The sequence below is a fragment of the Amycolatopsis sp. QT-25 genome (genome assembly GCF_029369745.1).
Taxonomy (GTDB): Bacteria; Actinomycetota; Actinomycetes; order Mycobacteriales; family Pseudonocardiaceae; genus Amycolatopsis.
Window position 1 is genome coordinate 7,589,954 of the sequence record NZ_CP120210.1, and the last position, 13,682, is coordinate 7,603,635.

13 protein-coding genes and 2 tRNA genes are annotated in these 13,682 nt (G+C 69.1%); 8 read left to right on the forward strand and 7 right to left on the reverse strand.

The annotated features are described in order from the left end of the window. Positions 1 to 114: 114 nt before the first annotated feature. The 3 genes from P3102_RS35715 to P3102_RS35725 all read right to left on the reverse strand — a co-directional run bounded on the left by P3102_RS35715 (position 115) and on the right by P3102_RS35725 (position 3,455). Entirely contained in the window at positions 115 to 771 is a 657-nt protein-coding gene (locus tag P3102_RS35715) for a L,D-transpeptidase (protein WP_276365067.1), read from the reverse strand. A gap of 93 nt (positions 772 to 864) precedes the next feature. Then, positions 865 to 1,749, reverse strand: a complete 885-nt coding sequence (locus P3102_RS35720) for a serine/threonine-protein kinase (RefSeq protein ID WP_276365068.1) — start codon at positions 1,747 to 1,749, stop codon at positions 865 to 867. A gap of 50 nt (positions 1,750 to 1,799) precedes the next feature. Further along, on the reverse strand, positions 1,800 to 3,455 hold the full coding sequence (locus P3102_RS35725; RefSeq protein WP_276365069.1) for an N-6 DNA methylase: 1,656 nt from the start codon (positions 3,453 to 3,455) through the stop codon (positions 1,800 to 1,802). A 77-nt stretch (positions 3,456 to 3,532) separates the two neighbouring features. On the opposite strand from P3102_RS35725, the gene P3102_RS35730 reads away from it, so the two are divergent. From P3102_RS35730 to P3102_RS35755, 6 genes are all read left to right on the forward strand, one after another. After that, entirely contained in the window at positions 3,533 to 4,288 is a 756-nt protein-coding gene (locus tag P3102_RS35730) for a protein phosphatase 2C domain-containing protein (RefSeq protein ID WP_276365070.1), read from the forward strand. 72 nt (positions 4,289 to 4,360) lie between these two features. Next, positions 4,361 to 4,445: transfer RNA gene (locus P3102_RS35735), tRNA-Ser, on the forward strand. 140 nt (positions 4,446 to 4,585) lie between these two features. Next, positions 4,586 to 4,846, forward strand: coding sequence for a hypothetical protein (locus P3102_RS35740; protein ID WP_005167132.1), 261 nt, complete (start codon positions 4,586 to 4,588; stop codon positions 4,844 to 4,846). A gap of 3 nt (positions 4,847 to 4,849) precedes the next feature. Then, positions 4,850 to 5,095 (forward strand): hypothetical protein, encoded by a 246-nt coding sequence (locus P3102_RS35745; RefSeq protein ID WP_276365071.1) that lies wholly within the window; start codon positions 4,850 to 4,852, stop codon positions 5,093 to 5,095. Positions 5,096 to 5,110: 15 nt separating this feature from the next. Then, positions 5,111 to 7,852 carry an FtsK/SpoIIIE domain-containing protein gene (locus P3102_RS35750; RefSeq protein WP_276365072.1) on the forward strand — a complete coding sequence of 914 codons (2,742 nt, stop codon included), beginning with the start codon at positions 5,111 to 5,113 and terminating at the stop codon, positions 7,850 to 7,852. Next, entirely contained in the window at positions 7,845 to 8,216 is a 372-nt protein-coding gene (locus tag P3102_RS35755) for a hypothetical protein (RefSeq protein ID WP_276365073.1), read from the forward strand. The genes P3102_RS35750 and P3102_RS35755 overlap by 8 nt, the downstream gene beginning before the upstream one ends. A 213-nt stretch (positions 8,217 to 8,429) precedes the next feature. Here the strand turns inward: P3102_RS35755 and P3102_RS35760 are convergent, their stop codons facing one another. Beyond that, the gene (locus P3102_RS35760) at positions 8,430 to 10,865 is read right to left on the reverse strand and encodes an endonuclease/exonuclease/phosphatase family protein (RefSeq protein WP_276365074.1); all 2,436 of its coding nucleotides are present in this window, start codon (positions 10,863 to 10,865) and stop codon (positions 8,430 to 8,432) included. Between the two features lie 834 nt (positions 10,866 to 11,699). Here P3102_RS35760 and P3102_RS35765 point away from each other — a divergent pair. Continuing rightward, on the forward strand, positions 11,700 to 12,245 hold the full coding sequence (locus P3102_RS35765; protein WP_276365075.1) for a DUF305 domain-containing protein: 546 nt from the start codon (positions 11,700 to 11,702) through the stop codon (positions 12,243 to 12,245). Between the two features lie 42 nt (positions 12,246 to 12,287). After that, positions 12,288 to 12,375 (forward strand) — tRNA-Ser (locus tag P3102_RS35770). 48 nt (positions 12,376 to 12,423) lie between these two features. On the opposite strand, the gene P3102_RS35775 is transcribed toward P3102_RS35770, so the two are convergent. The 3 genes from P3102_RS35775 to P3102_RS35785 all read right to left on the reverse strand — a co-directional run bounded on the left by P3102_RS35775 (position 12,424) and on the right by P3102_RS35785 (position 13,673). Then, positions 12,424 to 12,630, reverse strand: coding sequence for a CsbD family protein (locus P3102_RS35775; RefSeq protein ID WP_276365076.1), 207 nt, complete (start codon positions 12,628 to 12,630; stop codon positions 12,424 to 12,426). An 84-nt stretch (positions 12,631 to 12,714) separates the two neighbouring features. Next, positions 12,715 to 13,167: a nucleoside deaminase gene (locus P3102_RS35780; protein WP_276371494.1), complete on the reverse strand. Its 453-nt coding sequence runs from the start codon at positions 13,165 to 13,167 to the stop codon at positions 12,715 to 12,717. 23 nt (positions 13,168 to 13,190) lie between these two features. Next, on the reverse strand, positions 13,191 to 13,673 hold the full coding sequence (locus P3102_RS35785) for a tRNA adenosine deaminase-associated protein (protein WP_200865852.1): 483 nt from the start codon (positions 13,671 to 13,673) through the stop codon (positions 13,191 to 13,193). Between the last annotated feature and the right edge of the window lie 9 nt (positions 13,674 to 13,682).

Sequence of the window (13,682 nt, forward strand, 5' to 3'; positions counted from 1 at the left end):
CCAGTCGAACGTCTCATCGACGGGACCTAGGTGGGTATTTCACACTTTCGAGTGCCTTTATCGAATTGTGATCACCACCGGCGGTCGCCGTGGAGCGACGTCTTCTGGAGACGGTCAGGCCACGACCTGCACCACGTCGCCGCTCTGCAGAGTCGTGAAGTACTTCTGCGAAGCCGCCGCGGCCAGGTGGATGCAGCCGTGCGAGTACACCGAGAGGCTGCCGGTGTGGAACGCGATGCCCGGCAGGAAGAACACCGAGTTCGGCATCGGCGCGTCGAACTCCTTCGAATGGTAGTTCTTGACCTTGGCCGAAACGTGGAAGACACCGGTCGGCGTGGCGTGCCCCTTCTTGCCGGGCAGCTGCTTGACCGGGCCATAGACGACCTTGCCGTCCTGCAGCAGCCAGGTCTTCAACGCGGAGAGGTCCACGCAGGCGCTCACGCCCGGTGAGGCCAGGGCGGCCTTGCAGGGGACGTCGGCGGCGTTCGCGGCGGGCTTGGCCGCCGGTTTCGGCGTGGGTTTCGGCGTCGGCTTGGCCTTCGAAGACGTCGGCTTCGGCTTGGAACTGGAGCTGCTCGGCGTCGGCGACGGCGTCGTCGATGAGGACGTGGCGGGGGCCGAAGACGGTGCCGACGTGGTCGTGGTCCCGCCCGCCGGGTCGCCCTGCGCGACGGCGCCGCCGGCGGGCGCGCTGCCGCCGGCGTTGCCGGAACACGCGGTCAGCACCAGCGCCGTGGCCAATGCGCCCACCCCCACCAGGAACTTCTTCACGACCGGTACCCCCGTTGCCCGTATTCCTGCTGACATGGATAAAGACGGCGGTCCCCCGTCCCGGGTTGTTGATCGAAAGGTCACGATCGCGTCTCAGGGCACGCGGCCCACGACCCGCGCGTACATCCGGCCCGGATTGGCGCCTTCGTCGAGATAGCCGGGCAGCGGCGGCAGGTCGCGCGCGAACACGGCCAGCCGCCCGAACAGCTCGTCCGCGTCGGGCGGACGCCGTTCCGGGTCCTTCTCCAGGAGATCCGCGAGCAGCACCTTGAGTCCAACGGGGATGCCGTCCACTTCGGCGGGGCTCTCCTTGACCTGCTTCTCGAAGACCGCGTACGCCGTCGGGCCGGTGAAGAGCTGCCTGCCGGTCAGCATCTCGTGCAGGACGCAGCCCAGCGCGTACAGATCGCTGCGCGGACCGGCGATCCCGCGCTGGATCTGCTCGGGCGCCATGTACGCGGGAGTGCCCAGGATCTGCCCGGCGCGGGTGAACTGGGCGACGTCGGTCTCGCGCAGCATCGCGAGCCCGAAGTCGAGCACCTTCACGCTGCCGTCGGGGCACAACATCAGGTTGGTGGGCTTGAGATCGCGATGGCAGATGGACAACGCGTGCGCGGCGGACAGCACGGCGCACGCCTGCGCCGCGATCGCGGCCGCCCACGGCACCGGCAGCGGCCCGTGTTCGGCGGCGAGATCGGCGACGGTCACCCCCTCGATGAACTGCATGACCTGGTACAGCCGCTCGTCGTAGGTGCCGAAGTCGTAGAGCGTCGGCGCGCCCGCGTGTTCCAGGGTCGCGAGGATCCGCGCCTCGCGGATGAACCGCTGCTCGAGTTCGGCGTCCGGACCGCCGGGAAGCCCGAGGAACTTCACCGCCACGCGGCGGCCGAGATGCCGGTCGTGGCCCGCGTAGACCGCGCCCATCCCACCCCGGCCGAGCGGCAGCTCGTCGAGTTCGTAGCGATCGGCGATCAGCAACCTCGTCCCCTCCACCACCACCCTCGACGGAGAAGCTTCGCTTCCGGCAACTATCCGTTCCCCGGCCTCAGTTGCCCTTCCGTCAGCCCGGCCAAGCCTAGCCGCACCAGCTCCAGGCCCGATTCCGCCGCCTCACGCAGGGCGGCCTCGAAGGCGGCGAGCCGGGTGAACGCCGCCCCGTAGGCCCGCTGTGTCTCGATGGGCAGGCGCGGGATCCGGGTGCGCCTGAGGTCGATCCTCGTCGACGACGTCGGCGCGACCTGCCCGGCCGCGCGCAGGCAACCGGCGAGGAACGCGGCGTCCAGCCGTTCGGGATCGGTGCGGTACCTCGACATCGTCGGCTCGACCACTACCGTCTCTCCATTGTGGACATATGCGGGCGCGGCGGGCGACGCGACGACATCCCCCTCCTCCACCGATTCCGGCACGGTGAGCACCCCGGACTTCAGCAGCTCGCCGATCGTGGTGAACGTCGGCTTCTCGTCGGAAATCCTCAGCGACGGCGGTTCCGGCCGGATCCCGTCGAACTGCCTTCGGGCTTCCAGGAATGCCTCGCCCACGTGTTCGTCCCGCGCCTGATGCCGCCCCGGGGAAAGGTCGATCTCCTCGTCGAGCAGGTCGATGATCCGGACCGCCCCCGGCACCTCGGCGCCGCGCAGATGCGCCCACCACTGTTCCTCCACGGTGGACGGATCGGCCAGCAGGAGCAGCCGGGACGGCGGCCGCTCGCCCGGTTCCGGGCGCCGCAACAGCCAGAGATCCGCTCCGCCGACGGTCACCACCGCGCACAAAGCCCCGGCCCGCAGCAGGTTCCCGCGGATCCGCCGACCGGTGCGGCGTCCGGCGGCGGCGGGCGGCATGCGGATCACGACCAGCCCGCCGGGCTTCACATGCGCGAGACAGTGCTGCACCCACGCCAGTTCCGGTTCGCCGCGCGGCGGCTGGCCGTACTCCCAGCGCGGGTCGCCGACGAGGTCGTCGTAGCCCCATTCGCGTTCGTTGAACGGCGGATCGCAGACGACGGCGTCCGCGAGAACCCCTTCGTAGGAGTCCATCGACAGCGCGTCGGCGCCGTACATCTCCATGTCGGCCCCCGCGAGCAGCAGCCGGTGCGCGGCGATGCACGAGGTCGCCGGATCGTCGACCTGCCCGAGCAGCCGGGTCCCGCCGGAGGCGAGCAGCAGCGTCCCGAGTCCGCACGCGGGGTCGAGCACGACGCCGGGTTCGGGACCGATGAGGCGGGCCATCAGCGTGGCCACCGGTTCCGGGGTGACGGACAACTGCCGCGAGTGCGCCTCGACGTAGCGCTCACACAGGAACTCGTAGGCCTCGCGCACGCCTCGCTCGTCGGCGAAGCGGTCCAGCAGGCCAAGCAGTTCGGCGTCGTCGTAACGGGCCGAAAAGGTCCACTCGCCTCGCCGGGTCAGGTACGACCCCACCCGGCCGACCCGCAGGCCCAGTGACAGGTCGTCCCCGAGGTTGCGCAGCCGCTGCCAGACCCGGTCGCCCAGCGAGATCTCGACGGGTTTGCCGCGCTCACGCAGCCAGTGTTCGACGTGGACCAGCGAAAAGAGGGGGCTCGACGCCGTCCCGCCGACGGGCGGCGGAAAATCGCCGTAACGTCGACGCCAGTTGCTCACCGCGGCGCGGCCGACGCCGGCGATCCGCGCGATGTCCGCCGCATTGACGGTGGCTTGCTCCTCCATCGACGTATCGTAACCGACAGGTGAGCATTCCAACCCCTCGTTTGTGAACTCAGTACACAAGTGCTTTACTGGGGTCCATGAGGTACACCCTTCGGTACGCCGCCGGTTCGGACGTCGGACGGCGCCGCCAGGTCAACCAGGATTCGGTCCACGCCAGCGCCAGGATGCTGGCCGTCGCCGACGGCATCGGCGGCCAGCCCCACGGCGAGGTGGCCAGCGCCGAGGCGATCGGTGTCCTGTCCCGGCTCGACGCGGACCTCCGCGGTTTCGACCTCGCGGAAGTCGATCTGGCCGAGGTGCTTTCCGGCGGCCTGCGCACCATCGACGAACGGCTCGCCGCGACGGCCGAGCAGGAGCCGGAGACGCGGGGCATGGGCACCACCTTGACGGCGTTGCTGTTCGACGGCCGGCACTTCACGGCCGCCCACATCGGCGATTCCAAGGGATACCTCCTCCGCGGAGGAGTCCTGCAGCGCTTCACCCGCGACCACACCCTCGCGCAAGCCCTCGCGGACGACGGCCGAATCGACCCGTCGGAGGTCGAGGGACACCCTCGCGGCTCGCTCCTGATGAAGGCACTCCTGAGCACCGGGAGCGGCGAAGCGGACATCTGGGCCTTCGACGCCGCCCCCGGAGACCGACTTCTCCTGTGCTCCGACGGATTGACGGCAACGGTTGTCGAAACCGTTATCAAGGACGTCCTGGGCGCCTTCCGAGCCCCCGCCGAGACCGTCCCGAAGCTGATCGACCTGGCCAACGAAGGCGGCGGTCCGGACAACATCACCTGCGTCGTCGCCGACGTCGTCGACGCCACCGCACCCGCGCCCGCCTGAGCCCCCGAAACCGCGAACGCAGGTCAGACCCGCCTTCGCGGGGCCGAAAGGGCATCCGGTAATGTTCTCCACGGAGGATTGGCCGAGCGGCCTAAGGCGCACGCTTGGAAAGCGTGTTGGGTTCACGCCCTCGCAGGTTCGAATCCTGTATCCTCCGCCGTCAGCAAGGCCCCGGACGTTCCGACGTCCGGGGCCTTGTTGATTAGTTAGCGATACCTTCACTTAACAGAGTCAGTTGATCACGCTAAGTTTAACCGTGGTCGTTCCAGCCCCCGACGTCCCAAGGAGTCCGCCAAAATGGCCGGAGTCGAAGAGATCCGCGCTGGTATCGCGCTCGCGAACGAGAAGGCATCCGCGAGCATCGCCGCACTTCAGCAGGCCGCGCAGTCTCTCGAAGAAGCACAGCTTTCGCTTTCCCAGGCCACCCAGGGCAGCACCCAGCACGAGGTGAGCCAGGCGCACGGGCTTCTCGCCGAGGCCCTGCAGGGCATCACCGGTATGCAGAGCACCATCCAGGCGGGCATCTCGTCGGCCGAGTCCTACTCGACCCGCCTCTAGCGCATGCACCTCGAGGAACTGCATCAGCTGCTGACGGCCGTCCGATCCGGCCTCGTCGACGGACGTGCCCATGCCGAGCGGGCCAGGAGCCTGCTCGAGGAATCCCGGCGCGCCCTGGTGGAACCACAGGCCCAAGCCGTTCCTTGGGTGCCGTCGCAGCTGGCGCAGGCCGACGAGGGGATCGAAAACCTCCTGACGCGCCTTTCCGCCGCTGACGACCTGGTCAGCGGTTACCAATCACGCCTCTGAGATCGGCGAGCCGGTATGGGCAGCAAAGCGAGTGAACAGCGCAATCGTGTCGTTACGGCGCTGGAGCGGGTCCGGCACCAGATCGGGCTCGTCCTCGGCGCCGCCGCCGGCGCCCGCCAGTCCGCCGAGGCGGAACTGGCCAAACTGCAACTGGAACAGCACATAGTCCGGGTGGGGATGAACAACTCCACCTCGGAGCAGTACGCCGAATGGTCGCGGCACCCCGCCGCGAAGGAGGTGTTCGGCCTGCTCGGCAATGTGCGTGGCCAGTTCTACGCGGATTGGGAAGCGGGCCCGAACGAGTTGCGCGAACTCGTCGCGCACAACGCGCCGGGTCCCGCGAGCCAGCCGCCGGGCAACTGGCTCGGCCGCGTCGGCGGGAATCCCGGCATCACCACGCCGGGTCTGTGGCGGGTCGGCTCGGCGACCGTGCCGGGCAGGGACGTCCCCCGCACCTTCGACGTCGCGGTGCCCCTGCTCGACGAGTCGCATCTGTCCATCACCTCGGCGCCGAAGACCCGGGCCGCGGTGGACGGCATCGTGCAGAACCTGCTGATGCGCATCCTGAGCACGTTCGAACCCGGCGCCGTGCGCGTCCATCTGTGGGACGTCGGGCAGCTGACCGCGATCCTGCCCGACCTGTACCCGCTGAGCCGCACGAGCGCGCTCACCCTGTACGACCCCGGACGGCTCGAAGACCTCCTCGACGAGCTGGCCGGGCACATCCGTCGCATCCACGCGACCGGGATGCAGGCGGGGCACACGTCGCTGCGGGAGATCCGGCGGGCGAGCGGGCAGCGCGTCGAGCCCTTCCGCGTCGCGGTGCTCTACGGCAACGGCGAAACCCTCGAGCCGGAGCGCGCCCGCGAGCTGAAACGAGTCGCCACCGGGGCACTCGCGGCCGGGATCTGCCTGATTTTGATCGACGTGCCGACCATGCTGTCGACGTCGGTCGAATCGCTGAGCCTGCACGACGACCGGCACGCGATGAGCAGCATGACCGGCCGCGACCTGATCGTCGACCTCGACCCGCCGATGCCGTCCGGGCAGGTCATCCGCGCCGCCGGGCGGATCGCCGAGGCGCTCATCGCCAAACAGGGCGGGCCCCGCGCGTTCGCCGATCTGCTGCCCACCGAACTGGGCAAGGAGAGTTCGGCACGGGAACTGCGGGCGCCGGTCGGGTTCTTCGAGGGCGAACCGGTGGAGGTCGTCATCGGCGACGCCAGCCCGCACGTCCTCATCGGCGGGCCGAGCGGTTCGGGGAAGACGAACTTCCTGTACTCGCTGCTCGGCAGTCTCGCGGCACGGTACTCGCCGGACGAACTGGCGCTGTACCTGCTGGACTTCAAGGAAGGCGTGTCGTTCGCCGGGCTCGCGCCGGGGCGGCGGGACGCCAGCTGGCTGCCGCACGCCAAACTCATCGGGGTCAACGTCAACACCGACCGCGAGTTCGGCCTGGCGCTGCTGCGGTTCCTCGCCGACGAGCTGCGGCGCCGGTCCGCCGCGGCGAAACTGCACGAAGTCACCAACCTCGCGGACCTGCGCGAACAGGACCCCGGCGGGCATTGGCCGCGGATCGTCGCGGTGATCGACGAATTCCAGTACCTTTTCGCCGGCCGCGACGGCGTGACGGCGACCGCGACCCAGCTGCTGGAGGACATCGCGCGGCGAGGCCGGTCGCAGGGAATCCACCTGGTGCTGGCGAGTCAGGACGTCGCCGGGATCGAGGCTTTCTGGGGCAAACCGGCGGTGTTCGAGCAGTGCACGCTGCGGATCGCGATGCCGAAGGCGCGGCGCGTGCTGTCCGAGACCAACAACGCGGCGGTCTCGGCGCCGAAGTGGCACGCGGTGATCAACCACGATTCCGGTGTGGCGCACGGGAACCAGCTCGCCCACGTACCGGACGCGAGCAGCAAGGACGTCTTCAACGAACTGCAGCACCGGCTTTGGGAACGGTACGCGGAGTCGTTCAAGCGGCCCCGGCTGTTCGACGGCGCGCATTCCCCGGTGCTGGAACAGTTCCCGGCGTTCAGCGAGCTGAAGCCGACGGACAAGCCGCGCGCCCTGCTCGGCCAGTCGATCGACGTCGACGAGGCCCCCTGCGGGGTCGACCTGCCGAAAGCGCCGGGCCGGAACGTCGCCGTCCTGGGCGCGGCCACGGCGGAGGCACTGTCCATCATGGACTCCGCCGCTCGTTCGCTGGCTCGCCAGTATGACGGCGAGTCGGTGGAGTTCGTGCTCTCGTGCCCCATCGAAGCCTCTGTCCCCGCGGTGAACGAACTGGCCGGGCGGTTGCGAGCGGAGGGACACAAGGCAACCCTGGTGGACGATTTGCCCGCCCGGGTAATCGATATCGCGGAGAATCTGTCCTCTTTGGACAAAGCGCACGTACTGTTGCTGTACGGCGTCGACGCCTCGATCCCCGCGCTGGAGGCGAAGGCGCCCGGACAGCTCAAGAGCGGTCTGGATCAGCTGCGGGTGCTGCTGAAGCAGGGCCCGACGCACGGCGTCCACACCATCGGCTGGTGGCGCAGCATCGCCCGGTTGAAGGACACCCTCGGTTTCGCGGGCACCGACGACATCGGCACCTGGGCGGCGCTGGACGTCCAGGGCAACGAACTGTCACCGTTCGCCGCGGGACAGGTCGTGCACTGGTCGCCGCGACCGGGCCGGGCGCTGTTCTTCGACCGCACCACCCATGGCGCGCCTGAGGTGATCATCCCGTTCCAGCGTCCGGAAGGGCTTCTCGATGGATGACGGCATCACCGCGGCCATGCGGTACAAGGAGATCGTCGGCCGCGCGCGCACTTCGGCGGAGAACCTGCGCAACTGGGAGATCGGCCGCGCGGACGAACTGGAGGCCCGGCTCGCCGAGGCGCACCAGACCGTCGCGGACGCCGCCGAACGCGAGCAGCGCGCCGTCGACCGGTGCACCCGCTGGTGGAAGATGGCGCAGCACAACGTCGAAGGGCTTTCGTGGCTGCCCGACGACGAGGACCCGAGGCCGGTGCCGACCGCGCGGCCCGGCTACCTGGAGAAGTACCTGGAAGAGGTCAAACCGAGCTACCAGGAACTCGTGCAGGCCGTGCTTTCGCTGGGCTGGCGCGCCAAGCGCTCCTGATCACGCGAGTCACACCCCCAAACACGCGAGTGCGCCCCCTGATCACGCGAGTCACACCCGGGGCACGGACGGCACAGCGGCTTTCGCGACAGCCGCGCCCCACTCACGACTACCACGCCCCGCCGCGTAGTCGCGGTGCCCGACACGTACATGAAGGCCCCCTTCCTGTACCTAGGCGCAAGGAAGGGGGCCTTCATGTACCTCGGCGGGAAGTTACGGCTTCGGCAGGTAAGGGCCGAGGACGCGCTCCAGGTAGTCCGCCAGGTCGTGGAACGCGTCCAGGACCGGGTTGCCGGTGCTCGGCCGGAACCGCAGCACCTGCGGATCGTGGTCGCTCGCCTGCTCAGCGAACTCCGCGTTCAGGTGGACGACGTCGTAGTCGAGCCCGCGCGGGGCCTTCGACGCCAGGATGTGGTCCAGTACCTGCGACTGCCCCTCGAAGACGTAGCTGTACCGCTCGTTCTCGGGCAGCGAAGCGATGACGTCCTTCAGCGCGCCGCCGGCGGTCAGCGTCTGCACCGCGGGCGAGAACGGGTAGTCGTTGATGTCACCGGCGACCACGATGTTCGCGTTCTTGTCCGACGCGAGCAGCTTGTCGACGAAACCGCGGAGCACGGTCGCCTGCTTGACGCGCTGCACCTCGGAACTGCGGACCGGCGGCTGGTTGCGGCCGTGCGTCGGCTGGTCGCCGCCCTTGGAGTTGAAGTGGTTCGCGATGACGAACACGGTGCGGCCCTGGAAGACGAACTCACCGGCGAGGGGCTTGCGGCTGGCCTCCCACGCTTCGTTGGCCGGGTCGACGCGGCCGGGTGAGACGGTCAGGTGAGTCTTGCCGCGTTCCTTGACCACGTCGACCGGGGTGGTCGCGTCGCCACCCTTACGGTCCACGAAGGACACACGAGCCGGGTTGAACAGGAAACCGACGCGGATGTTGCCGCCCGGCTGGCCGCCGTCCTTGCCGTTCACCGGGTCGATCTGGCGCCAGTCGTAACGCGGTCCACCGGCGGCGACGATCGCGTCGACGAACTTCTGCAACGTCTGGCCGGCGGCGACGGTGCCGTCGTTGGCAGGCCCGTTGTTGTCCTGGATCTCTTCCAGGTTCAGGATGTCCGGCTTCGCCAGGTTGGTGGCGATCGCCTTGGCCAGCTCGCCGAACTTTTCCGCACCGTCCAAAGCGGACAGGTTCTCGACGTTGTAGGTGGCCACCGAGAGTTCACCACCGCGCTGCGCGCGGGTGCTCTCGCGCCGCAACCCGTTGTCCTTGGCGGCGCCCAGTTTCGTCGCGAACAGCGTGTAGCCGCCGAAGTTGCTGTACTCGACCGGGCCGGAGGTCTCACCGGTGAGCACGTCGCCGGTGTTGACCTTCGGGAACGGCTGTTCGGCGAACGGGATGAGCGACGCGACCTTGAGCACGCCGGTGTTGAGCCGGTCGTAGGCCAGGTACACCGCGCCACCGCGGACGCTCGGGTTCTGCTTCGGTTTGGTGGTCACGTAAAGCTCGTTGAACGACGACGTCGGGCCGACGACGCGAGCGTCGGAGACGCTGACGATCTCGCTCTCGTGCGTCTCCCAGAAGTCCAGCGAATACTTCGCCGGCTCCAGCGGCAACGGCTCGATGTTGCCGCCCGGTGCGGGGGCGACGGTGTCCGGGACCGTGTCCGGCGTGACGACGGTCGCGGCGGGCAGGGGGTTCCCGCTCGAAGCGACCGTCCACTGTGCACTCGTCAGCTCGGTGAGCGACTGGTACGGCGAGGTCGCGGGCGCGTCCGGGTAGAACTCGCGAACGGTGCCGGTGGCGGTCACCGCGTCACCGACGGCCACCGCGGGGGTGGTCGAGCCGGTGAAGACGAACAGGCCCTCGCTGGTGCGCGGGTCGGCGTCGGGAGCGGTGTCGGTGAGCCAGAACCCGCGGGCCGAACCGAAGCCCCGGATCGCGGTGACCACACCGGTGACCCCGGCGACCTTGCGGTCCTTGAACGGCGACATCCGGGTGGTGCCCTGGATCTCGTGGATCTTGGCGGGCACCGGCGGCGGGCCGGTCTCACCCGGCGTCTCACCCTTGCCATTGGCCGGGGTGGGCGCCCCGGAGGTGAAGTCCGCGGCGTTGTCGTCGGTGTCCGCGAGCGTCGTCCCCCTGGCGACGGACGTGGTGTTGGACGGCGCGGGCGCCGCGCCACCTTCGCGAATGGTGGCTGTCGAGCCGAAGCCGACGAGGTCCTTGATCCGGGTGTCGGCCGCGCAATCGGCGGCCGTCTTGCAGGTCAGCGCCGCGGTGCCCTGGACGAGCGCGATGGTGCCGGCGGTCGCGGACAGGGCCAGCGACCCGGTGGCGTCCGGCGTCGGCAACGCGACGGTGCCACCCGCGCCCTTCGCCTGCGCCACGAGGTACCGCGCCCCCGGCGCGACACCGCCGGTCAACGGCGTGACCTGCCAGCTGTTCCCCGACGCGGGCGCGTACTGGACGCTGAAGCCGTCGAGGCTCACGGCCGCGGCGCCGCGGTTGGCGAGTTCGACGAAGTCGTTGGTCAGCGTGGCGCCCGAGTTGCCGCCACCGCCGTAGACCTCGGCGATCACGGCGTCGGCACTGGGCGCGGCGAGCGCCGCCGGAGCGGTGACACCGCTCACGACGAGCCCGGAGGCGACTGCCACGGTCAGGGCTCTGCTCCGGGCGGCACGTCGGGATATGGTCACGCTGAGTCCCCTTTTCGCAAGATCGGTCGAGGAATACTCCCCCGGACAAGTGAAATGAGGAAGACGACCAGACAACGATTCGTGACAGCCAGCCGTTCGGCCCCTGATTTTGCCGTCTTCTCACGTGGGAAGACCGACTCGCCGCCTGTCACACCGCAGAAGGCGTCCTCATGGGCAGAGGCGCGTGACGTCTTCGTGGCCGACGGTGACATTCAGGTCGCGGGAGCCCGGTACAAATAGCCCATTGGGGTTCCCCTGCCTTAAATGAACCTCAAGTTCGGGTACACCCGGCCATTTCCGGCGTTACCTTGGATCCCGTGAGCGAGGACACATTCTCCCGCTCAGGGGAGTCGAGGGGGTGTCGGATGGGAGTGCTCATCGCAGGCATGGTCGTCGGAACGCTGCCGGCCGTCGCCCTGACCGTCGATCTTCACGACCTGAAGCGCGTCGGCTCGCGGGAAATTCGCCGGAACGCTCACCGGGGAGGGTGAGCAGGGGGAACTGGGGGCGCACCGCCGGTGCACGGGACCCGTCGGGGGAGGACGGAGCCCGTACACCGGCGGTGTGTCATTTCAGCCGTCCTTGCCACTCGCGAGTTCCTGCCGGTCCTTGTACTTCCCGATGTGCGACTTCGCTCCGGCGAGATCGGGTCGTCGGCGGCGATGTGGTGGTGCGCGCCTTCCTGACAGACCATGTCGAGCTTTTCGCGGGCCTGAAGGATTTGAACCACCGGAGGGTCACAGCCGTATCACAGGACGGGAGGGCCGATTTCCCCTGACCAAGGAGGTATCGATGCGACGGCGACTGCCGATGGCACTGTTCGGGCTGGTCGTGTGGGTGCTCGCGGGCTGCTCGGCGGCCACGGGCGGCGCACCCTCGACGCCGGGCGCCAACCAGGCCGACATCACCTTCTCCCAGCAGATGGTCCCGCATCACCAGCAGTCGATCCAGGTCGGCAACCTCGCCGCGGAACGGTCCGCTTCCGAGTACGTGAAGGCCACCGCGGCCAAGATCGTCAAGGCCGAGTCGGCCGAGGTCCAGACGATGATCGGCTGGCTGCGATCGTGGGACGCGGCCGTGCTGCCCGCGGCGGGCCACGCCGGGCACGCGATGCCGGGGATGATCACCGCCGGGCAGGTCGCCTCGCTGCAGAACCTGACCGGCGCCGGGTTCGACGAGACCTGGCTCCCGCTGATGGCCGAGCACCTGCGCAACGGCGTCGAGATGGCGAAAACCGTGCTGTCGTCGGGACAACACGCCGAGACCAAGGCACTCGCACAGGAGATCGTCGAAAACCAGACGGCGGCGATCGCCGAGATCACCGCACAGCTTTCTTGACCCCCTGAAGACCCCGGAAGGCCCTCCGGTATTGTTCTCGGCGGTGGCGTGTCCGAGCGGCCGAAGGAGCACGACTCGAAATCGTGTGACGGCTGATAACCGTCCGTGGGTTCAAATCCCACCGCCACCGCAGCGAAGAGCCGGTCTCCACGGAGACCGGCTCTTCTGCGTGTGCGGACTACTTGTTGAACTTGTCCTTGAGGTCCTGCACGCCACCCTCGGCGCGGTCGCGCAGGTCGTGCCCGGTCTCCTTGACCTGACCTTCGGTCTGGTCGGCCCGGCCCGAGTTCGCGACGTCCTGGTTGCCCGTCTTCTCGCCGAGCTTCTCCTTGGCGGCGCCGATGGCCTGCTCGGCCTTGTCCTTCGCCTTGTCGAAAACGCTCATGGCGGACGTTCCTCCTTCGACTGCGGTCGCCGTTTGCGGCCGCCTGCTTGAGGGATACCCAGGACGCGGGATCCGACACATCCGTCACCCGGTGCGGTTACCCCGTTGCCCGTGGAAGAAGTCTTCGAGCAGGGCCGCGCATTCGATCTCCAGGACGCCGCCGACGACTTCGGCGCGGTGGCTGAGCCGCCGGTCGCGGACGACGTCCCACAGCGACCCCACGGCCCCGGTCTTGGGCTCCCAGGCACCGAAGACGACCTTCGCGACCCGGGCCATCACGAGGGCGCCGGCGCACATCGTGCACGGCTCCAGTGTCACGGCGAGCGTGCAGCCTTCGAGCCGCCAGCCGTCGCCGTAGCGCTTGGACGCGGCCCGCAGCGCGAGGATCTCCGCGTGCGCAGTGGGGTCGCCGAGTTCTTCGCGGGCGTTGCGCGCCGAGGCGAGCGGGGTTCCGTCCGGGGAGAGGACGACGGCCCCGATCGGCACGTCGTCGCCCGCACCTCGCGCCGCGCCGATCGCCGCCCGGACGGCGGCGATGTCGGCGGCGGAGGCGGCGGGGCTCAGATCTCGTCCAGGATCTTGGTGAACTCGGCGGCGAATCCGCACCGCTGCGCGACCATCTGGAGTTGTTCGTCCGGATAGAGGTCGACCTCGCCGACGATCACCTGGAGTTCGGCCCCCGGCAGTCCGAGATCGGACAGGATCTCCAGATCGCCTTCCGGCCAGACCGCGTCGTCGTCCTCGTCCGGCGGGTCGACTCTCAGCACGTCGAGGACGTCGGCGGCGATGTCGTAGTCGAGCGCCGCGGCGGCGTCGGACAGCAGCAGCGACGGCCCTCTCGGACTCGGCCGGACGATCACGAAGAACTCGTCGTCGACCGCGAGCAGCCCGAAGGCGGCCCCGGTCGAACGCAGTTTTCCGAGCTCGGTGATCGCAGCGTCGAGTTCGGCGAGCGCCCCGGGATCAAGGGAGCTGCACCGCCATCGACCGTCCTCCCGCACCACGGCCACCGCGAACCCCGTGATCGGCTCTTGCACCGCCATGCGCACACC

What these genes read in the sequence shown, in the direction of transcription:
- P3102_RS35775 (WP_276365076.1), bottom strand. Translation starts at nt 12,630, where the DNA reads ATGAGCGTTTTCGACAAGGCGAAGGACAAGGCCGAGCAGGCCATCGGC.
- P3102_RS35765 (WP_276365075.1), top strand. Translation starts at nt 11,700, where the DNA reads ATGCGACGGCGACTGCCGATGGCACTGTTCGGGCTGGTCGTGTGGGTG.
- P3102_RS35730 (WP_276365070.1), top strand. Translation starts at nt 3,533, where the DNA reads ATGAGGTACACCCTTCGGTACGCCGCCGGTTCGGACGTCGGACGGCGC.
- P3102_RS35745 (WP_276365071.1), top strand. Translation starts at nt 4,850, where the DNA reads ATGCACCTCGAGGAACTGCATCAGCTGCTGACGGCCGTCCGATCCGGC.
- P3102_RS35755 (WP_276365073.1), top strand. Translation starts at nt 7,845, where the DNA reads ATGGATGACGGCATCACCGCGGCCATGCGGTACAAGGAGATCGTCGGC.
- P3102_RS35740 (WP_005167132.1), top strand. Translation starts at nt 4,586, where the DNA reads ATGGCCGGAGTCGAAGAGATCCGCGCTGGTATCGCGCTCGCGAACGAG.
- P3102_RS35785 (WP_200865852.1), bottom strand. Translation starts at nt 13,673, where the DNA reads ATGGCGGTGCAAGAGCCGATCACGGGGTTCGCGGTGGCCGTGGTGCGG.
- P3102_RS35750 (WP_276365072.1), top strand. Translation starts at nt 5,111, where the DNA reads ATGGGCAGCAAAGCGAGTGAACAGCGCAATCGTGTCGTTACGGCGCTG.
- P3102_RS35725 (WP_276365069.1), bottom strand. Translation starts at nt 3,455, where the DNA reads ATGGAGGAGCAAGCCACCGTCAATGCGGCGGACATCGCGCGGATCGCC.